The 20942-nt window shown below is 33.2% G+C and carries 20 protein-coding genes; 11 read left to right on the forward strand and 9 right to left on the reverse strand.

Going from position 1 to position 20942, the window contains the following annotated elements; all coding sequences use genetic code 11:
* Positions 1 to 432: 432 nt before the first annotated feature.
* The 3 genes from EG814_RS09735 to EG814_RS09745 all read right to left on the reverse strand — a co-directional run bounded on the left by EG814_RS09735 (position 433) and on the right by EG814_RS09745 (position 3708).
* Complete coding sequence (locus EG814_RS09735; RefSeq protein WP_125721336.1) at positions 433 to 1140, reverse strand: NUDIX hydrolase; 708 nt, start codon at positions 1138 to 1140, stop codon at positions 433 to 435.
* A gap of 19 nt (positions 1141 to 1159) precedes the next feature.
* Positions 1160 to 2194: a glycoside hydrolase family 43 protein gene (locus tag EG814_RS09740; RefSeq protein WP_125721338.1), complete on the reverse strand. Its 1035-nt coding sequence runs from the start codon at positions 2192 to 2194 to the stop codon at positions 1160 to 1162.
* Positions 2195 to 2676: 482 nt separating this feature from the next.
* Positions 2677 to 3708 carry a LacI family DNA-binding transcriptional regulator gene (locus EG814_RS09745; protein WP_125721340.1) on the reverse strand — a complete coding sequence of 344 codons (1032 nt, stop codon included), beginning with the start codon at positions 3706 to 3708 and terminating at the stop codon, positions 2677 to 2679.
* 272 nt (positions 3709 to 3980) lie between these two features.
* Here EG814_RS09745 and EG814_RS09750 point away from each other — a divergent pair, with 272 nt between their 5' ends.
* The 6 genes from EG814_RS09750 (at position 3981) to EG814_RS09770 (ending at position 10729) form a co-directional block, all read left to right on the forward strand.
* Positions 3981 to 6608, forward strand: a complete 2628-nt coding sequence (locus EG814_RS09750) for a glycoside hydrolase family 3 protein (RefSeq protein WP_125721342.1) — start codon at positions 3981 to 3983, stop codon at positions 6606 to 6608.
* 164 nt (positions 6609 to 6772) lie between these two features.
* The gene (locus tag EG814_RS21015; RefSeq protein ID WP_164515307.1) at positions 6773 to 6946 is read left to right on the forward strand and encodes a hypothetical protein; all 174 of its coding nucleotides are present in this window, start codon (positions 6773 to 6775) and stop codon (positions 6944 to 6946) included.
* A gap of 263 nt (positions 6947 to 7209) precedes the next feature.
* Complete coding sequence (locus EG814_RS09755) at positions 7210 to 7785, forward strand: hypothetical protein (protein ID WP_125721344.1); 576 nt, start codon at positions 7210 to 7212, stop codon at positions 7783 to 7785.
* Positions 7786 to 7788: 3 nt separating this feature from the next.
* Entirely contained in the window at positions 7789 to 9906 is a 2118-nt protein-coding gene (locus tag EG814_RS09760) for a cation:proton antiporter (protein WP_125721346.1), read from the forward strand.
* 215 nt (positions 9907 to 10121) lie between these two features.
* Entirely contained in the window at positions 10122 to 10361 is a 240-nt protein-coding gene (locus EG814_RS09765; RefSeq protein ID WP_125721348.1) for a hypothetical protein, read from the forward strand.
* 23 nt (positions 10362 to 10384) lie between these two features.
* The gene (locus tag EG814_RS09770) at positions 10385 to 10729 is read left to right on the forward strand and encodes a hypothetical protein (protein WP_125721350.1); all 345 of its coding nucleotides are present in this window, start codon (positions 10385 to 10387) and stop codon (positions 10727 to 10729) included.
* A gap of 116 nt (positions 10730 to 10845) precedes the next feature.
* Here EG814_RS09770 and EG814_RS09775 read toward each other — a convergent pair whose 3' ends face one another.
* On the reverse strand, positions 10846 to 11283 hold the full coding sequence (locus EG814_RS09775; RefSeq protein WP_125721352.1) for a hypothetical protein: 438 nt from the start codon (positions 11281 to 11283) through the stop codon (positions 10846 to 10848).
* A 135-nt stretch (positions 11284 to 11418) separates the two neighbouring features.
* Positions 11419 to 11718: a hypothetical protein gene (locus EG814_RS09780; RefSeq protein WP_125721354.1), complete on the reverse strand. Its 300-nt coding sequence runs from the start codon at positions 11716 to 11718 to the stop codon at positions 11419 to 11421.
* Between the two features lie 246 nt (positions 11719 to 11964).
* Between EG814_RS09780 and EG814_RS09785 the strand changes: the two genes are divergently transcribed.
* From EG814_RS09785 to EG814_RS09795, 3 genes are all read left to right on the forward strand, one after another.
* Positions 11965 to 12636, forward strand: a complete 672-nt coding sequence (locus EG814_RS09785) for an SRPBCC family protein (protein ID WP_125721356.1) — start codon at positions 11965 to 11967, stop codon at positions 12634 to 12636.
* Positions 12637 to 12815: 179 nt separating this feature from the next.
* Complete coding sequence (locus EG814_RS09790; protein WP_125721358.1) at positions 12816 to 13472, forward strand: DUF6766 family protein; 657 nt, start codon at positions 12816 to 12818, stop codon at positions 13470 to 13472.
* A 53-nt stretch (positions 13473 to 13525) separates the two neighbouring features.
* Positions 13526 to 15703 (forward strand): hypothetical protein, encoded by a 2178-nt coding sequence (locus EG814_RS09795; RefSeq protein ID WP_125721360.1) that lies wholly within the window; start codon positions 13526 to 13528, stop codon positions 15701 to 15703.
* A gap of 42 nt (positions 15704 to 15745) precedes the next feature.
* Here the strand turns inward: EG814_RS09795 and EG814_RS09800 are convergent, their stop codons facing one another.
* Positions 15746 to 16915 carry a zinc-dependent alcohol dehydrogenase gene (locus EG814_RS09800; protein WP_125721362.1) on the reverse strand — a complete coding sequence of 390 codons (1170 nt, stop codon included), beginning with the start codon at positions 16913 to 16915 and terminating at the stop codon, positions 15746 to 15748.
* A gap of 195 nt (positions 16916 to 17110) precedes the next feature.
* Positions 17111 to 17341 (reverse strand): hypothetical protein, encoded by a 231-nt coding sequence (locus tag EG814_RS09805; protein ID WP_125721364.1) that lies wholly within the window; start codon positions 17339 to 17341, stop codon positions 17111 to 17113.
* A gap of 316 nt (positions 17342 to 17657) precedes the next feature.
* On the opposite strand from EG814_RS09805, the gene EG814_RS09810 reads away from it, so the two are divergent.
* Positions 17658 to 17960 carry a hypothetical protein gene (locus EG814_RS09810; protein ID WP_125721366.1) on the forward strand — a complete coding sequence of 101 codons (303 nt, stop codon included), beginning with the start codon at positions 17658 to 17660 and terminating at the stop codon, positions 17958 to 17960.
* A gap of 82 nt (positions 17961 to 18042) precedes the next feature.
* Here the strand turns inward: EG814_RS09810 and EG814_RS09815 are convergent, their stop codons facing one another.
* Positions 18043 to 19023 carry a YheT family hydrolase gene (locus EG814_RS09815; RefSeq protein ID WP_125721368.1) on the reverse strand — a complete coding sequence of 327 codons (981 nt, stop codon included), beginning with the start codon at positions 19021 to 19023 and terminating at the stop codon, positions 18043 to 18045.
* Positions 19024 to 19328: 305 nt separating this feature from the next.
* On the opposite strand from EG814_RS09815, the gene EG814_RS09820 reads away from it, so the two are divergent.
* Positions 19329 to 20699: a sensor histidine kinase gene (locus EG814_RS09820; RefSeq protein WP_125721369.1), complete on the forward strand. Its 1371-nt coding sequence runs from the start codon at positions 19329 to 19331 to the stop codon at positions 20697 to 20699.
* Between the two features lie 166 nt (positions 20700 to 20865).
* Here EG814_RS09820 and EG814_RS21360 read toward each other — a convergent pair.
* The coding region (locus tag EG814_RS21360; protein WP_164515286.1) for an IS3 family transposase at positions 20866 to 20942 on the reverse strand (77 nt) is incomplete at its 5' end.

Here is a 20942-nt window from a genome sequence, read left to right on the forward strand (position 1 = left end):
TATAAACTACAAAAAAATAGTCTTAAAAAAACAAACATTATACATAATTAAAGACAAAATATTAAATATTTATCAAATTTCACTACAACGTTGTAGTGAAATTTGATAAATAACACGTGTTTTTGACCAATTCTTAAATAAAGCATAAAAAGTTAAAATTCTTTTCATTCTTATTTTTATAGAGGTTAAAACTTACTAATTTGAACAATATGCAATTGCAGATATCCAGTAAATCGTATACTTTAAGAATAATTATACTGATTAACAAGCATTTAATCTATATATTACAGTCTGAAACAATCGATTGCACATAAAAAAACTCCTATCGTAAAATATACGAAAGGAGTTTTAATAAAATTGTCTGTCAATTTTAAATTCTAAAAGATTTATAACGTTCTTAAGCTATCATATCATAGATTTAAAAGGAAATTTTTAAAAGTTAAATTTCATATTCCAAAACATTTCATATTTCGACATGTTTAGACTATAAAATTTAGGCGCTCGATACGAAACTCCTTCTTCTTTTTCATCTAAACTTCGAACCAGTTTTCTCTGCAAAATCTTTCGTCTAAAATTAGTTTTATTGATTTCAATGCCTAGTATTTCTTCATACAACTGAATAATTTGAAGCAAAGTAAATTTTTCGGGCAAAAGGTTAAATCCCAACGCGCTGCAGCACATGTTTTTTCTCAGCTCTTTAATTCCAAAATCTAAAATAATGGTGTGCTTTTTATCCAAACCTGCCGTATCATTTATTTCTACCCAAGCAACGTCAGAATGCAGCTCTTTTTCTTCAAAATCTCTTTTATTATTAGTAATCATGGCATAACAACCAATTGAAATTCCATATTGAAAGGACAATAAAGAAGTGTAATCAAAAGCTTTTAGCTGCTCTAAAAAGAAATCATCTGAGGGAATATGTTTTTTTACAATTTTTTGTGCAGCTTCTAATATCGATTCTCCTTCTTTTAAAATGCTACTGGGCAATTTCCAGCTAGCATGCTCAACGTCATTTTCATTTTTGATTAGCAAGACTTTTAGTTTCTTATCTTCAAAACAAAATATTATACAATCAATCTCTATATTGTTTGTATGATATGAATTACAGCAAATTCCCTTCTCTGACTTCTCTTTTTTCATAGAAAATAAATTAAATTCTCTAGTCAAACAATCTTTTAATCCTGTACGGATCAATCGTAATAATCGAACCGTCTTCGAGATAATCGATCTTGGTTACTTTCATACTTCTTAAATGTGTAACGCCTTTCGACAAACTCGAATCATGATAAAATAAATACCATTCGCCTTCAACCTCACAAATCGAATGGTGCGACGTCCATCCCACAACCGGATTCAGTATTCTGCCCTGATATGTAAATGGCCCGTATGGATTGTCTCCAATTCCATAGCAGATAAAATGCGTGTCACCTGTAGAATAAGAAAAATAATATTTGCCATGGTATTTATGAACCCACGAGGCTTCAAAAAACCGACGATCATTATCGCCTGCAAGAAGTTCATTTCCATTTTCATCCAAAATCTTAATCTCTTTAGGAGCTTCGTCAAACTCCAACATATCTTCCCGAAGTCTTGCTACAATTGGCCCTAACTGCTTGTCATTGGCCTTTGGCTCTTCATTGTTTTCATCATAAATATTATTTCGGTATTTCTGAAGTTGTCCGCCCCAGATGCCTCCAAAATAAATATAATGCCTGCCATCTTCGTCTTCAAAAACCGCTGGATCAATGCTGTAGCTTCCTTTTATCGCTTCTTTTTCTGGAATAAAAGGCCCAACTGGCGAATCGCTAACCGCAACTCCAAGCTGAAAAACTCCACTGCAGTTTTTGGCGGGGAAATACAGATAGTATTTTCCATTTTTAAATGCAGCATCGGGCGCCCACATTTGTTTTTCGGCCCAGGCAACGTCATCTACATGCAACGCGACACCATTATCAACAGCATTAGAAGAGATATCTTCCATCGAAAAAACATGATAATCTTCCATTCCGAAATGGTCGCCATTATCGTTAAACGGAATTCCCGCATCAATATCATGAGAAGGATAAATATAGATTTTACCATTAAATACATGTGCAGAGGGATCGGCAGTATAAATATGAGATACTAAAGGCTTCGAAATAGCCAAATCATTAATTTCCTCAAAATTAATGTGTTCAATGCTGTCTTCAGGCATATTCTATTATATGTTTTTAATTAATTCAATTTCCTTATTCCGCTCCAATCAAAATAGGAAATGCGGAAAAATACCGATATTTTCTTCTGTGATTAAACTTGAGTTTTATAGCAAATCTTTTCTTGTTTTTAATTGTCTTTTTCAACCGTTGGCTCTTCTTTAGACAAATAGAAAATATTCTAGTAAAACTCCACAACGCTTTTCATTACCAGAGAATGGGAAGAACAATTTTCTGTCAATTGAAAAAGCAAGATGTAAAACAATCGGTTGTGTAAAATTAAATAAAAAAATATACTATGCAAATTTAATTTACTTTATTTAAAGCATTAACACATCACAATCGATTGCTGTCAATTTTATAAAAACTTTTTATGCCTCTAAAAATCAATAAACACAATTCAAAATTTATTTAGTTTTAATGCTAAAAAAAACTGCTATTACATAAAAATGCAATAGCAGTTTATCCTTTTAAGAAAGAAATTTTAAACTTTCCTTGAAGATTCACGAACAAGAACCTCTGTGTTAAGAAAGGTTATTTCCTTTGCTTCTTCTTCTTTATGAGATTTAATAGTATCTATAACAATATTTGCAGCTGCTTTTCCCATTTTCTCAGCAGGATGTGTAACTGTAGAAATATTGGGTTCTATTATCTCCGAAATTGGATCATTATTAAAACCAATAACGGCAAAATCCTGAGGCACTTTAATCCCTTTCTTTTTTGCAGTTTGTACAGCACTTACGGCGAGAATATCTCCTGGTGCAAAAAGTCCGTCTGGTGGCGTTTTTAAGCTAAACAGTCTATTACAGGCTTTGACTCCATCATCATAAGTCATTGTTTTCAAATTTATAATTAGCTCTTCTTTGAGTGGCAGGCCATGGTCTGACAGTGCATCAATGTACCCTCTTTTTCTTTCATTGTAAAGATTACCAAATTCTGCTCCTGCGGTCATATGTGCTATTCGTGTACAACCTTGATCTATAAGGTGTTTTGTAGCTTTATAGCCTGCAGTATAATTATCAATTACTACTCTAAAAGTATTAAATCCTTTAGGAACACGATCTACAAATACGAGCGGAATATTATTGTTTGAAAACTGCTGAAAATGAGTGGTATCTTTCGTCTCCATAGCCAGCGAACAAATAACGCCAGTTACCCTACTGCTATAGAGTGATTTCGCCATTTTAACCTCTTCCTCATACGAATCATGCGATTGCATAATTATAACCGAGTAGTCAGATTTTCTTGCCGCAATTTCAATTCCGCTAATAAGTGATGATAGGAATGGCTGGGTAATAGTCGGAATTAAAACCCCAATTGTTCTAGATTTATTACCTCTTAAACCCGCCGCCAAAGTGTTTGGGACAAAGCCCATTTCTTCTGCCGTTTTTTTTACTTTTTTAATGGTTTTATCACTTATACTATGGTGATCTTTCAAGGCTCGCGAAATTGTAGATGTTGCTAGATTAAGCCTTTCCGCAATATCATAAATTGTTACATGTCTATGCTCTTCCATAACTTTATACTATAAAGTAAATATAGCTATAATTAAAGAATCAATAAAAAAATCTACAAACGTTATTTTATCAATTATTCTAAATTTCAATTTATAAAAAATATAAAGCATAATATTTTTCTTAAAAAAATTAATTAAAACACACAAAAACAACTTTTTTATCAATTAAAAAATTCGCAGTTTGATTTATTTTTCTTTTCTTTACGCAATCGGTTGTATTTTATAATATTCTAAAACTTCAATATTTTATCCATTAAAACAAAAGTCGCTTTATGAAAATAAAAAAATTAAGATATCACATTCTTTTGCTAATCGTGTTCTGCTGTTCAGCACAAAATAAAAAGTCCGAATATCCATTTCAAAATATTGAGCTTACATTTGAAGAACGGGTAGAAAATTTAGTTAGCCAATTAACATTAGAAGAAAAAGTAGCGCAAATGCTAAATGCTGCTCCAGCAATACCGAGACTTGGAATTCCTGCTTATGACTGGTGGAATGAAACGCTGCACGGAGTAGCAAGAACGCCGTTCAAAACAACTGTTTTTCCGCAGGCTATTGCGATGGCGGCAACCTTTGATAAAAATTCGCTTTTTAAAATGGCAGATTATTCGGCTCTAGAAGGCAGGGCGATATACAATAAGGCAGTTGAGCTTAAAAGAACAAACGAACGTTATCTGGGACTTACCTATTGGACTCCAAATATTAATATTTTTAGAGACCCTAGATGGGGACGCGGACAAGAAACCTATGGTGAGGATCCTTATCTTACAGCAGTCTTAGGTGATGCTTTTGTAAAAGGCCTTCAGGGCGATGATCCTAAATATTTAAAAGCTGCTGCCTGTGCAAAACACTATGCTGTACACAGCGGACCAGAATCTTTACGCCATACTTTTGATGTTGATGTATCCTCATACGAACTTTGGGATACGTATCTCCCAGCTTTTAAAAAATTGGTAACAGAGTCTAATGTAGCTGGAGTTATGTGCGCCTATAACGCCTTTAGAACTCAACCCTGTTGTGCAAGTGATATTCTTATGAATGATATTCTAAGAAAAGAATGGAAGTTTAGCGGTTATGTAACATCGGACTGCTGGGCTATTGATGATTTTTTTAAAAACCATAAAACGCATCCTGACGCAGAATCAGCTTCTGCAGATGCTGTATATCACGGAACGGACATTGATTGCGGAACTGATGCTTATAAATCTCTAGTGAGTGCTGTTAAAAATGGAAAAATTTCTGAAGAACAAATTGATATTTCAGTAAAACGTCTTTTTATGATTCGTTTCAGACTGGGAATGTTTGATCCAGTTTCAGCCGTAAAATATGCGCAAACTCCTAGTTCTGTTTTGGAGTGCGATGAACATCAAAAACATGCTTTAAAAATGGCTCGGCAATCTATCGTACTGCTTAAAAATGAACAAAATACTCTCCCTTTGAGCAAAAAACTTAAAAAGATCGTTGTTTTAGGTCTAAACGCCGAAAATTCAATTTCTATACTTGGAAATTACAACGGAAACCCATCTAAACTCACTACAGTTTTGGATGGAATCAGAGAAAAAGTAAGCCCTACTACAGAAGTAATTTATGAAAAGGCAGTTAATTTTACTAATGATACTTTACTCGTTTATAAAGATCTGAAGAACCGTTATTCTTATGAAGGCAAACAAGGTTTTAAGGCAGAATATTTTAATAATAAAACATTGTCTGGCAAACCTGAAATTACAAAAACGGAATCTGAGATCAATAATTTTTGGCAAGAAGGAGAAATCGTTGGAAATAAAATTAAAGCGAACAATTTTTCAGCCCGATACACTACCAATTTTAAAGCAGATGAAAACGGAATTATCACTTTTGAAGTTCTAGCAGATGACGGTTATAAATTTATAATTGACGGAAAAGAAGTTTTAAATGCTTGGAATAAAAACCGATGGGGAGCAAAAACGTATAAATTGCAAACCCAAAAAGATAAAGTTTATCAACTAATATTGGAATATTGGCAAGGTGAAGGAAAAGCCGAAGTAGCGCTAAAAACAGGTAATTTTGAAAAAACAGATTTCAGCAATTTAATTGAGCGCCATAAAAATGCCGATGCATTCATTTTTGCAGGAGGTATTTCTCCGCAGCTTGAAGGAGAAGAAATGCCTGTAGATGTTCCTGGATTTAAAGGAGGAGATCGTACTTCTATCTTACTTCCTGATGTGCAGACAAAACTTTTAAAAGCGCTTAAATCTTCAGGAAAACCAGTCGTTTTTCTGATGATGACAGGAAGTGCTATAGCTGTACCATGGGAGGCCGAAAACATTCCTGCCATACTCAACATATGGTACGGCGGACAATCTGCAGGAACAGCTTCTGCCGATGTTATTTTTGGTGATTATAATCCTGCAGGTCGACTTCCTGTAACTTTCTACAAAAATGATTCTGATTTGTCTTCCTTCATTGATTACAAGATGGATAACAAAACCTATCGCTACTTTAAAGGTACTCCGCTATATGGCTTTGGCTATGGATTAAGCTATACAGAATTTAAATACAGCGAATTGAAAGCTCCACTCAAAATCAAAAAAGGACAGCCTATAACTATTTCTGTCAAAGTTACTAATTCAGGAAAAATGGAAGGAGAAGAAGTTGCGCAACTGTATCTTATGAATCAAAATTCATCTCTAAAAGCGCCTTTAAAAAGTCTTAAAGGCTTTGAAAGATTTAACTTGAAACCTAATGAAAATACGGTTGTAAACTTTAACCTTTCTCCAGAAGACCTTTCTTATGTAACAGAAAATGGAAGTTTAAAACAGTATGGAGGTAAAATTCAAATAGCTATTGGTGGTTGTCAGCCTGATGAAAAAAATCAAGTAAAAAACAATATTATAACCCAAATGATAGAAATAGAAAATTAACTATTCTTATGACTTTTCTGCTAATAGCGTTTTACCGCTAAACAATTTAGTTACAATTTAAAAAGCTTTATCTAGTAGAACAATAGCTTAAAACAGTTTGCTCAGCCAGAAGGATATGTAACAATTCGGGAAATTATAGCTATATTTACCAGTACAAAGACCATTTGGGCAATATACGTTTGAGTTTTCAGGACAAAGACAATAATGGCGCTGTTAACAGCGGAGAAATTGTTCAGGAAAACAATTATTATGCCTTTGGGTTGCAGCATAAAGGATATAATGGCGGTATAAATGGTGTGGATACTAAATCCCTGTTGGCGCAACCACCTTTCTCGTGAACACAAAGAAAATCGACAAAGAGAAATCAAATAAATACTAGTCGAAACCCCGCCATTGCAAGGGTTTTGTGCTTTTAAAAGGTTTGCAATTTTTTGAAAGAATGCACAAGCTCTCTCAAGTATTCCAACTGAAAAGCTGCACAAATATTTCTGACTTTGCAGATTTTTTATTATTATTTTTTAAATCCTAATTCCAAAGATTCCAAGCTACATTAGCTTTTATCTCTTTTTTTTCCTAACTTGTAAATACCAAACCAAAAAATATGTCTTTACAAAAGCCCATTCTTATCGTTTTAGCCTTTCTACTTTTTTCGTGCAACAACAAAAAAGAGCAGGAACTCATCAAGAGAGAAAATGAACTTTTACAGCGTGAACAGCAGTTTGCAGACAAACAAGCTGAATATGAATCTTTATTGAAAATGAAAGACAGTCTTTCGGAATTAGTACAGACCAAAGACACGATTACTGAAATTAAAAACTGGCCAGAAAATCTTGCAGTAGACTGGAACAGCAAAATGGTCTGTAAAGAATCTAACTGTAGCAATTATGTTATTGGTGATCAACGCAGCGAAACTTGGAAATTTGCTTCGGATTCTACTGGCATTTATGTCAATGTTCTCAATAACAACAAACTGATTCGCGTATTTAAGGCACAATACAGTCCCGAAAAAGTGCTATTAGAGTCTGTAAAAGACAGTACCGTTAAAAATATGACCAAATTTAATGTGACACTAAATGATATTAAAAAGAATGTCATAAAAGGTACGCAAACCATAACTGGACAGGACAACTGCAAAGCAGTATTTTCGGTTGAACTAACTCCTATCCAAAAAAAATAACGAATGTTTCTTAGTATACACCATATCACCCTGCCAATAGAGGATCCTCTATTAAAATTTCTAATAGAACTTATTATCATATTATGCATACCCTTATTGCTTAATAAAATTAAAGTTCCCCATCTTCTCGGACTTATTATTGCTGGGGCTCTAATTGGTCCAAACGGATTTGGCGTGTTATCCCGAGACAGCAGTGTAGTTGTTACGGGAACTACAGGACTATTGTATATTATGTTTCTAGCTGGTCTTGAAATTGATATGGGCGATTTTAAGAAAAATAAATGGAAAAGCATCACTTTTTCTATTTATACTTTTGCGGCGCCATTTATACTCGGCTTTTTAGGCGGTTATTACATTCTGAATTTTTCTCTGCTTACTTCGGTACTTTTTGCAAGTCTTTTTTCTTCTCACACTCTGGTAGTCTATCCGATGATTAGCACTATGGGAATTTCTAAAAATCTTGCCGTAAATATAACTGTTGGCGGAACAATGATTACTGATGTTCTTTCGCTTCTTGTCTTGGCTGTAGTGGTCGGAATGTCTCAAGGAGAAGTCGGCACGGCATTTTGGCTCAAATTATCTGTCTCAATGGTTTTGTTTACCCTGATAGTTCTGCTGGTATTTCCGATTATTGCGCGCTGGTTTTTTAAGAACGTATCAGACAAAATATCACAGTATATTTTTGTGATTGTAATGATTTATCTCGCGGCATTGCTTGCAGAACTTGCCGGAATTGAAGCCATTATCGGAGCCTTTTTTGCAGGTCTTGCTCTTAACAGGCTTATACCGCATACCTCATCATTAATGAATCGCGTAGAATTTGTAGGTAATGCTATTTTTATCCCTTTCTTTCTTATCAGTGTAGGTATGCTGATTGATTTTAATGCTTTTATTCAAAGTTGGGAAACGCTTGGTGTGGCAACAATCATGCTCATTGCTTCTATTGGTGGTAAATATGTAGCAGCATATTTAACCAAAAAGACTTTCAAACTTACTAATGATGAAGGACAGCTTATCTTCGGACTGAGTTCGGCATCCGCTGCTGCGACTCTAGCTTCTGTTATGGTTGGATATAACATTATTATTGGTGAAACGGCAACTGGAGAACCTTTAAGGCTTTTAAATGAGCATGTGCTAAACGGCAGTATTCTTCTTATTCTAGTTTCTTGTACAGTTTCATCCTTTGTTTCGATGGCTAGTGCACAGCGTATTGCACAGGCAGATAATGACAATACGGTATATGGAATTAATGAAGAGACAGAAAATATACTACTTGCGCTTAATCATAAAGATACAGTAGAAAAGATGGTAAATCTTGGAATGATGGTTAAAACAAGTAAAAACAAACAGCTCTTTGGGATTAATATTATTAATGAAGATGCCAATGAATCGTCAGTAAAAAATGCTGAAAAAATATTGGGCGATGCCGTAAACACCGCTTCGGCGGCAGATGTAAAACTCAATGCTATCACGCGTCATGATACAGATGTAGTACGCGGAATTAATAATGCCATAAAAGAACATAACATTACAGATCTTATAATAGGTTTGGAAGAAAACAAAGGTTTTTCTGCCTCATTTATCTATAATCTTTACAATGGTTATCTTCATAACAAGAATATCAATTTAATGGTTTATCATGGAGTTCAACCTATTGGAACTATTAAAAAATATATTGTCCTAATCCCTTCTGAAGCAGAAAAAGATGCTGGTTTTTTTCATTCGATGCTTAAAGTTTGGAATATTGGCCGAAATTCTGGAGCTACAATCAGTTTTTATGGGAATGAACGCACAATGCAAATTTTAACTCGAATTGCCAAAAAAGCAAATATTGAAGGAGAATTTAATATTGTACAAACCTGGTCGGAAGCCGAAAATGCGGCTTACAATTTAAAAGAAGACGAAGGGCTTATTATTCTTATGGCAGACAGAGGAATGCATTCTTATTTCCCTCAAATGCGTGAAGTGCCAGAATTACTGAATAAAAACTTGAATAATAATAACTACCTGCTGATATTTCCTTTTTCTAAAACACTAGAAAATACAACTGAAAAAAGAGCGGTAAGCAATGTTGATGATTTTGCTGAAATTGGAAAAATTATCGGAAAGATTTTTAAATAAAACTATATTTTAATTTTTATACTTTTTAAAGCGATTGATTTTTATCAATCGCTTTTTTTTATTTGTTCAAATCCATTCGTAACTATTATATAAAACCTCATTGTAATAATATAAATATCACGTAATCAGGTTTAGTACTTTTAAAATAATTAAAAAAGAGCTTAAGCAATTTAGGCTTTAGTATACATTAAGTAAAACATTAAAATAAAGAAATCATGGAAGATAATAAGCACAAGATAGAAAAAAATGATGATGAATCTATCAATGAAAATGCAAACAGTTCCTACAGCGGATCTGGCGATATGCAGCCTGGAGGAAGTACAGGTGAAGCAGGTCGTTTAACTGATTATGACAACCAAAATACAGAAGAAACTTCCTCTGAAAAGAAAAACAGTAATACGGAAGGAAAAAGCATTGAAGAAGCAACAGATCCTTCTAAACTTACTAAACTTTAAGTATAACATTAAAACTAAATAGTATGTCAAGAGAAAATTACGATAACTACGATCAGGAAGATTTGAGTTATCACGCAGCAGACCATTCGGCAAGCGATTCGATTAATTCTGAAACAATGGAAAAAAAAGATCCTGCTATCAATCAGCATCAGAATGAATCACAGAGACACAAGCACACGCCAGAGTATCAAGAAAGAGATGAAAATGATACTTCAGATCCATTCTTTCAAAAAAATGCTCCTATAGCACAAGATTTAGATGAAGATCTAAAAGATGATGATGATGACGATGATGATGTTTTTGACAATGATGCCAACAGAAGAACTTTAGACGAAACTAAAGCTGATGAAGATAAAGATGATTATTAAATCGCTTAAAAATCAGAAAAGTTTAAAAGAATAAATCCTGAATAGAATACTAAATAAGAATTCTTTTCAGGATTTATTTTTAATATGCTTTATCAGCAATTACAAATAGTTAGCAATTAGTCTGCAACATATTTATTATTCCAATACAACATCAGTAAAAGTGTTACAATTATACAAGAAGCCGTTCCTTCAAAAAATAAAGAAAGGCAATAAGACGTTACAGAAGGTTCTCCTCCAAACATAAAAGCTTCAGATAATGATTTTACGTAATGATCGCCTCCTTTTGCATAACTATAAATAAGCAGCGCTACGATACTTACAACAACAGCTGTAAATGAAGTAACCATAGCTGAGATGGCATTTGGAACAAATTCGTTTTTACCTTCAGCGAGATTCATTTTTAAAGTTCTATTTACACCATATATAATGAAAAGAACATTTAGAAGTCTTAGATAAAATAAATTGGAGAGATTTAAAAGTTCCATTAAAAGAAAGTACAGTGCAATTCCTGCAAATATTAAAAATCCGTTGATAATTTCTTTTGGCAATTTCATAATTACAATTTTTTAATTCGACAATAAAAAACTACTAAACAGTTTATTACAAATTAACTTAAGAAAAACTCAAAACGATTTTACGATTACTTTTTAAACTTATAAAATACCCATTACCATTAACGGCTGCCTTGTTTATTTTTTGATTGAATCTGTTCTAACGTTCTGATTTCCTTTCTGAGTTGATCCTGCTGTTCCAGAACCTGTAGTACCTTCTCCTGTGGCTCCTGTTGTTCCGTTCTGTCCATTTTGGTCAGAATTCAAAGTAGCAGATGAATCGAGTGCTGGCCCGATTGTATCAACCGACATATCCATGCTGTCAGTTTCTGTTTGATAATCATTTGGATCTGAATTGTTATTTTCATTCTTTTTGCAAGAAAATACAAAAGCTATTACAACGAGTAGCATAACAATAGTTTTCAAAAATGTTTTCATAATTGTATGTTTTTAAGATTACACATAGGATCAAAAATAAAGTACTCATTATCAATATATTTATATAATTCATTCTAGTATTTACAGAAGTTTTAGTCGTATTTTCTTGTAGAAATGAAAAATCTATAAATCAAACATTTAATCCTGTAAACATAAGTTTTACAAGAGTCGGAAATTTGCTTAGAAACTGAATATAAGCATCTTATTCAATGATGACTCAAAACATTTTAATAAAAACAAATAGCTATGAATACATCAACATTTACTAAAAGTTCAAAACCATTATTAAAAAATAATGTGTCAAAGCTTGAAAGAGTTTTAATGGTTACAAGTGGCGCTTATCTTTTATACAACGCATTATCGAAGCAAAACAAAAGCATTACGCAAGCAGGAGCTGGCGGAGCGATGCTTTTAAGAGGAATTTCAGGATATTGTCCAATATATGATGCTGCGGGACATTTAATGAACGACAAAGCTTCTAATGTAAACATTAGAGTCAATAGCGTAATTAATAAACCTGTAAGCGAAGTATATGATTTTTGGAGAAATCTAGAAAATTTACCAAAATTCATGAATCACCTTGATTCTGTGAGATCTATAAGTTCTACCATTTCAGAATGGACAGCAAAAGGACCAGCTGGAATTGGAAAAATATCTTGGAATGCCGAAATTATTAGAGATGAAAAAGACAAACTTTTAAGCTGGAATTCTATTGAAAATTCTACTATTAAAAATACTGGAAAAGTTGTCTTTAAACAAAAAGGAAATGCAACAGAATTGGATGTTACTATTTCGTATCACGCACCTTTGGGAATTGCCGGCGAAAGCGCTGCTAAACTTTTAAATCCTTATTTTGAAAAGTTAGTCAAAGATGATATTTCTAATCTTAAAGTTTATCTGGAAACAAATCAACAATAAAAAATGCTACTATTCTTGTATCTATTTTTTGTTCAAAACGCCTTCATTTATGAGGGTGTTTTTTATTTTATTGAATAAACAAACCGCTAGTAATCAATGCAAAAACTATAAAAAGCAAAATAAATCTTATAAAGTATTTTTTGATAAAATTTTGACCTTTGATAAAATGATCAATTACAATGAAAAAATTCTTTAGAAATAACGGATTAGGTATCTGCTTTTTAGTTCTCTTTGTAGCATCTTTAGTAGGTCAGGTACTTTTAGGTTTTGAAGAACATAACAAAGAACTGATCGACGAAGGAACAAGTGCTATAGCATTTGGTGTTTATCTCACTTCTGGACATTTTTTCCAATCAACTTTTGAAAATTGGGAAAGTGAATTTTTACAAATGACTTTATTTGTTGTTTTTACCATTTTTTTAAAACAGAAAGGCTCTTCAGAATCCAAAAAAATAGATGAACCCGAAGAAGTAGACCGCGAACCTGATTCTGAGAGAAAAGATGCGCCTTGGCCTGTCAAAAAGGGCGGTTTTATTTTAAAAATATACAAACATTCACTTACTATTATACTTCTGCTTCTATTTATAATATCATTTGTTATTCATTTTTATGGAAGCCTTAAAGACGAAAATGAACAGCTCTTTAGAAAAAATCAGCCATTAGAAACCACATCTTCTTATCTAGGAAATTCAAGATTTTGGTTTGAGTCTTTCCAAAACTGGCAGAGTGAATTCCTTTCTGTGTTTGCTATTATAATGTTATCAATATATTTTCGCCAAATTGGCTCTTCTCAGTCCAAACCTGTTGATGCTCCTCACATGGAAACAGGAGGATGATTTTTTACACTCCGATTCAAAAATTACAATTTCATGACTAAAAAGAGCTTTATATGAATACAATTTCGCCGTGGACAATAAATGCGCAAACCGATATTGACAGCAGTAATGCTTTAATTACTGTAGAAAAATCGGGATATACTTTTGAACTTTACAGCTGTCGCGATTCTTTTTGGATTGTTGCCATTGGCAAAAAAAAAGAAAGAATTGCTTTTCGTGCTGCGTATGCACTAAATAGCTTTTTTGAAATTAACAGCATCAGCGAATCTGAAAAAGAAATAATCGTAAAACTGAAAACAGAATTAGGCGATTACGAAATAAACATTAATTTTCCCGAGCCCGATTCTCATTTACTGCATTACAAAACTAATTTTAAAGCCAATTCGTCGATTTTGATTCCGTTTTGGCCTCACGATATATTGCCTTTAACCCAAAATGGAAATATTGAAAACACATCCGGAAAAATTCATGTTAAACAAGTGGGCACAAGATCTGGATTATTGTTTGCAAGTATCACAAAACCTAAAAAAAGCACTTTATTCTACTTTCAAAATCTAACTGCCATAGCTGCTTATTGCGAAGCCACAGAAACCTCGCTAAGCGATGCAGTAAACGGAACTTGGCCAGAAATTGGTTTTCAGCTTCCTATAACTATTGACAAACCTATTCCTGCAGGCAAAACATTTATTATTTCAGATGCCTATGTGCTATTAGGCGATGAGGTAAAAAATGATCCTTCAAAATTGTGCATAGATTATCTGGAAAATCTTGCAATCATTTATAAACTCATTACGCGCCCAGAAACTGAATACCATAACTGGATCGAAATTGCTCAAAAAACGATATCAGATTTGGAATATAATAAAGGCTGCTGGACACAAACTAACGGTATTCCGTACCTTAACGCTTACTTATGCGATTACGAAACACCAGCAGAGAGCATGGTACAGCTTGCCGTTTTAACTCCGCTTAAAGAATATGAAAGATGGAGTTCTGAAAGTTATCGTTTATCTGAAGATTTACGATCTGGCATATCCAATTTTTATGATCCAAAAATAAAAAGCATTACGCGCTGGCTTCCTGCACTTCATAATAAACTAGACCAGTCTGAAGAACAAAAAAAAGACACCACAATGGATTCCTGGTATTTGCATCATCCGCTTATTAACCTCGCAAGGCTTGCCATTTCCGGAGACAAAAATGCAAAGAAACTAGTTTTAGATTCGATAGATTTTGTGATAAAAGCCGCGCATCATTTTAAATACGAATGGCCCGTGTTTTATAATATTGAAACCTTTGAAATTATTAAAGAAGAGACCAAACCTGGAAATGGAGGTGAAAAAGATGTTCCTGGCGCCTATGCGCATTTAATGCTTTTAGTTTATCAGCTTACAAAAGAAAAACGTTATTTAAATGAAGCTAAAAGAGCTGCAAAACAACTTACACAATGTGGATTTGATATCTTTTATCAAGCTAATAATACTGGTTTTTCTGCAAATGCCTTATTGGAACTTTATAAAATAACCAATAAAGAAATTTATTTGAAAACCAGTTATATGTGCCTTTCAGCATTATTGAAAAACGTGCAGCTCTGGGATTCCCAATATGGCTTTGGAAAAAAGTATAATAATTTTTTCTCTATTTTTCCTTTAAATGATGCTCCGTACACTGCCGCGTATGAAGAAATGGAAGTTTATTCTATATTGACAGAGTACATGATACAATCTAAAGATGTTAATATTTTGCCTGGGCTTAGAATTTTGCTTCCAGAATTCGTAAAATATGCAATTAGTAGAATTCCATACTATTATCCTGTCTTTCTTCCCAAAGAAATGATTTCAGAAGAGGTAAAAACTGGAGAAATACAGTCTAATTTATTTGCTCCTCTTGAGGATTTATATGTTGGCTGGGAAAAAAGCGGGCAAGTGGGCCAAGAAATTTACGGTGCTGGAGCCGCTTTTGCGATTGTACCAAGACAATATTTTAAAATTGACGATAATCTGACCATTTTTATTGATTATCCTGTTGTGAGTTTTACAAAGAGAAAAAACAGTATTTTTATTAAACTTAACGGAAACAAAGAAATGTATTGCGATTTAATTATTATTTGTAATAAAAGTAAAAAAAATGTAGCGGTATTTCAGGATGATATTCCTTTAAAGCCCATACACAATACTGGCAATAAAAAATATAAAATTGCAGGCGAAGGAAATATTAAAATAAACTGGTAATTAAAAAGGTGAAGTTTTTCTTTAAACTTCACCTTTTTTCAATTACTTCCAAGGATCCAAAACCACTTTAACACATCCATCTTCTTTCTTTTTGAAAATATCATACGCATGTGAAATTTCAGATAATGGCAATCTGTGCGTAATAATATCGTCCAGTTTTACCTTTCCCTGAACCACATATTCTAAAAGTTTGTCAATATGTTTGTGCGCAGGTGCCTGACCTCCTTTTAAAACGATTCCTTTATCAAAAAACTGTCCTAAAGGAAAATTATCATAATTGGCAGGATAAACTCCTAATATAGATACTATACCATTTCTTCTAACGGCACTCATACAAGCTTCTAATACTTTGATAGAACCTTTTTCAAAATTGATTGTCGCTTTTATACGGTCGGCTATATTTCTGTCTGGTTCAAAACCAACTGCATCAATACAGACATCTGCTCCTCTTCCGTTGGTCATTGCTCTAATTTGTTCGATCACTTCTTTTGGACCGTCTTCCCAAAGTAACGTAACAGAATCGGTTGTAGCTTTTGCTTTGTCCAATCGGTATTGAAGTGTGTCTACAATAATTACCAATCCAGCACCTCGAAGCCAAGCACTTTTTGCTGCCATAATTCCAACAGGTCCCGCTCCAAAAATAGCGACTGTTTCTCCGCCCTTTACTTCTCCCCAATCTACACCTGTGTAACCAGTTGGAAAGATATCAGTTAGAAAAAGCACTTGCTCATCTGATAAATCCTCCGGTACCATTCTTGGACCATAGTTAGCATAAGGCACTCTAACATACTGTGCCTGACCACCATCGTAACCGCCATACAAATCGGTATAACCAAAAAGTGCGCCTCCTTTTTCTGTTAAGATACCACCTTCTGGACCATAATGTTCCGGATTACTATGTTCGCAATTTCCAGGAGAATCATGATCGCAGAAAAAACAGTTTCCGCAAGCAATAGGAAATGGAACAACAACACGGTCGCCACGTTTAAGATGTGTTACCGTTGATCCCGTTTCTTCTACAATACCCATAAACTCGTGTCCCAAAACCATAGGCCGCGGTTGCGGAAATCCTCCTGAATATATATGGAGATCTGAACCGCAAATTGCTGTAGAAGTTACTTTTAAAATTATGTCGTCTTTTTCTTTTAAAATTGGATCATCGACTGTATCATATTTGATGGATCCTGGTCCATGAATAACTGCTGCTTTCATAATAATAATCTTTAAATTTAAGTATAGCTAATTAACTATAAACAAAACAGTTGCGATTACAAGATTAATTTCAATTCTTACAAAATATTATAACTATAATTAAAATTATCTTTAAAACATTTTATGATCCATGAAATTGAAAAAAATAAAAGCCTGTTTAAAAAAAACAGGCTCATTAAAGTAAAATATAACACTTTATGGTTTTGTACTGTTAATACTATCTCTCGCAGAAGACTTTGCAGTTCCTTTCTTTTTGTCTGCAGGTTGTTTGGTATCAGTCTTTTTTGTAGATGGATATTGTTTATTCTTTTTATGATGAACAGTATCCGTTTTAGTTGTAGACTTTTTCTTCTGCTGAATGGTATCTTGTGCTGAAGCTAAGTTAAAAGCTAAAAGCATACATCCAATTAAAAATAAATTTTTCATAATAAATAATTTAGGTTAATACATTGTTTATAAAACACTTACATAGGTTTCACTGCAAATATTGTAAAGAAAACCAGTATTTTTTTACACTATAAATATCTCATTCTTATATGATTACCATAATATGACTGCCTTCAATTACTTTACAAAAAACAAAAACTTTTTAATCACACGATATCTATACATGGCAAGATAAAATCCAACCTCAACAAACTGTAAATTATATAATTACACTAGCAGTGTGTTATAAATTTAAAATAAAAGACAATCCTATTTTTACAGTATCACCATTTAAGAACTTTTAAAAAATAGAGATATGAATTTAAATGAAAGAGAAAATTACGGTTCAGAAGAAAAGTATTTTCAAGACGACGAAACACGATACGAAAATGACCATCAATATGATGATATCGATATTGATGCACCACCTTCAGACCATTCCATAAGCGATAATGCAGAACCAGATTACGGAAATGAATTTGATGAAAATGAAATCAAAAATCAAAATTTGGAAGAGGATACATTTGAAGACGAAGATGATGAGGATGATGAAGATGAAGATGAAGACGAAGACGAAGATGAAGATGAAGACGGAACAGATCCAAATCGAAATCTCTAAAAAGCAGCACCCGTTTAAGAATTCTTAAACGGGTTCTTTTTTTTTGTAACCTTCAGAAGCGAAATATTATAAACTTAACACCTTACTGGATCAAGGTATTATGAGATCTAAAAGATTCGAAAAACTCAAAAGCTCTTTTTTCTGCATAAGAATATGTCGAATCACGAAGCGGAAAAGCGCAATGCCCGCCGTATTTTGGCGTTTCTAAATAGACAAAAGCACTACTTTCGGCAATCGTTCTTGGGTAACATCTTTCACTCAAAAAAGGATCGTCGAGCGAATTTATAATTAAAACCGGTGTCGTGATATTTTTAAGAGAAAACTCTGGAGAAACACGATCATAATAATCGTCTTTACTGGCAAAACCATGCAACGGCGCGGTAAAATACTGATCTACTTCGTCAAAAGATGTAATTTTATCTATCTGATCGCGGTTGATGAAATCTGGAAATTGCGCTGCTTTGTATTTTAGCTTTTTCTTGATGTCAATGGTAAAATTCTTTAGATAAACTCTATTAAAGCCTTGCTTAAGCACTTCTGCACTGGTAGCGATGTGAGTTGGAACAGAAATAGAAACGGCAGCTTTTATACGCTCATCAATTTTTGTCCAGCCTAGATAATTGAGCAACTGTACGCCTCCCATAGAATATCCGATAAGATAAATATCCTCAGCTCCTTTTTGAAGAGCAAACTGAACCACCTCATCAAGATCGTCAACAGCACCATGATGATACAATCTTGGCAGACGATTCATTTCTCCACCGCAAGTACGATTGTTCCATGCAAAAACCGAAAAACCTTTCTGCTGAAAATAGGCCGCACAGCTATTATTATACGTTCTTCGCGAGTCGCCTTCTAAGCCATGACACAAAATAACCGCTTTTTTGGGATCATTTATAAGGTAATCGATATTGATAAAATCGCCATCTTTTAACTCATGTTTTTCTCTACTATATTCAGGAACTTCAAATCTTTTGATCAAGGCGGCATAAATGGTAGAAACATGCCTATTTCGATGAATAATAGAAGGAGAATTATATTCTGATTGTTCAATTAGTGGCATAACGAAAGTTTTAAGAGTACCTTAATACAAATCTAAGAAATCATTTAATATGTAACTTAATTCTTTCTTTCTATTTTATTGAAATAATTTTGTGATCGAATTTAAAATCCAAATAGAATTTAAGATAAAACCATTAAAATAAATAATCCATTTTTAAAAAACATTACAAATGCTACAGGCGCATCTCAAAGAAAACAAATTGTTAAATGTGCTATAATACCGCTCTTGTCCCGCCAACTCTGGCTTGAATGTTTACTTTATTCGTATATTTGCAAAATCGATTTTTAAAAAGTAAAATCCTTTAAATGTTTGAACTCTTACCAGTAGATCCAAAAACGATATTCCTACTATATTTTTGGGGCAATTTATTTACCTGCATTCTAATCTTCAGTTTTTCTTTTTCGTATGCCACTAGCGACAACAGAAAAACATTAAGATGGTTTGGCTTAGGTAAATTAATACTTACTGTTGCCTGGATTTTGGCGCTTGTGCGAGGCATTATTCCAGATTTTGTTTCTATTAACCTTGCAAATTCAATGATTTTTGGTGCTTGCTGTTTTGAGACAATCGCCATGTTATCCTTAATTAGATCGCACGCCAAAAGGCATTATCGATTTCAGATAGCGATTACTGCAGCCGCAATTTTGCTTTTTAATGTGGCAACGCTTTTTGACGCATCAATGAATACACGCGTCATCATTGGCGGTATTGGCATATTTTTCATTTATTTATTGCCAACAATAGCTTATTTTACAGAAAAGCGAAAAAGCTTTTTTAAAACTTTTTATGTACTGTGCTACATGGGCTTTGAGATTTTAATTGCGATAAGAACAGTTCATCGATACTTATATCCTCAGAATCTTATTATATCAAAAGATACTTTCGATAGTTTATATAGCATTTGTTTGTTTCTATTGACTTTAATCGGTATTGTGGGCTTTTTGCTTTTGGTAAAAGAAAAGCAGGATTATAAAATTAAAAAGCTTTTAAATGATAAAGACCAGTTTTTTTCTATCATTTCTCACGACTTAAGAGGGCCTTTAGGATCTTCTGTTTCGCTTTCCGAAATTTTAGTCGAAAATATTGACCAATATAGCAGAGAAGAAATTAAAGAAATATCAGAGATGCTGCATGATTCGAATAAGAATATTTACAAATTGCTTGAAAATCTCTTAGACTGGTCCCGAGTACAAACGGGAATGATTACTTTCAATCCTAAAAAGATACTTTTGAATGCTCTAATTGAGGAGAATATTGAATTAAGTAAAAATGTCGCTTTAAACAAAAACATTAACATCACGTTTGAGTCGGCATATCTTATCGAGGCAGAAGCAGACAAAAATATGATTAGCACAGTCTTACGCAATCTATTGAGTAATGCTATTAAATTTACAGACAAGAACGGAGAGATTAAAGTAAAACTTGCCAAAACCAATCAAAAAGTACAAATTTCTATTAAAGATAACGGAATCGGAGTTCCTGATTATATTAAAGAAAAGCTATTTAAAATTAACGGAAAGGTATTGCAAAAAGGTACAGAAAACGAATTAGGAAGCGGACTCGGTCTTTTACTTTGTAAAGAGTTTGTAAACATTCATGAAGGAGAAATTTGGGTAGAAAGCGAAGAGGGAGAAGGAAGCATTTTTAGGTTTACTCTTCCGATGAAAATATTATAAATAAAATTTCAAATTTGAAATTCCAAATTCCATTCTGAAATATTAAATTCCAATAAAAAAATTCCAAATTCAAAACTAAAATCTAAAATCTAAAATCTAAAATCTAAAATAAAAAAATCCAAACTCCAGTTTTAGACTGCACCCAAAAGTTTAGACAAATTTATAATTAATTTTTATAATAATGAGCTCGATATTGTATCGGGCTCATTCCTTTTAAATTTAGTTTTATCCTTTCATTATTAT

The sequence above is a fragment of the Flavobacterium ustbae genome (assembly GCF_003946915.1).
Taxonomy (GTDB): Bacteria; Bacteroidota; Bacteroidia; order Flavobacteriales; family Flavobacteriaceae; genus Flavobacterium; species Flavobacterium ustbae.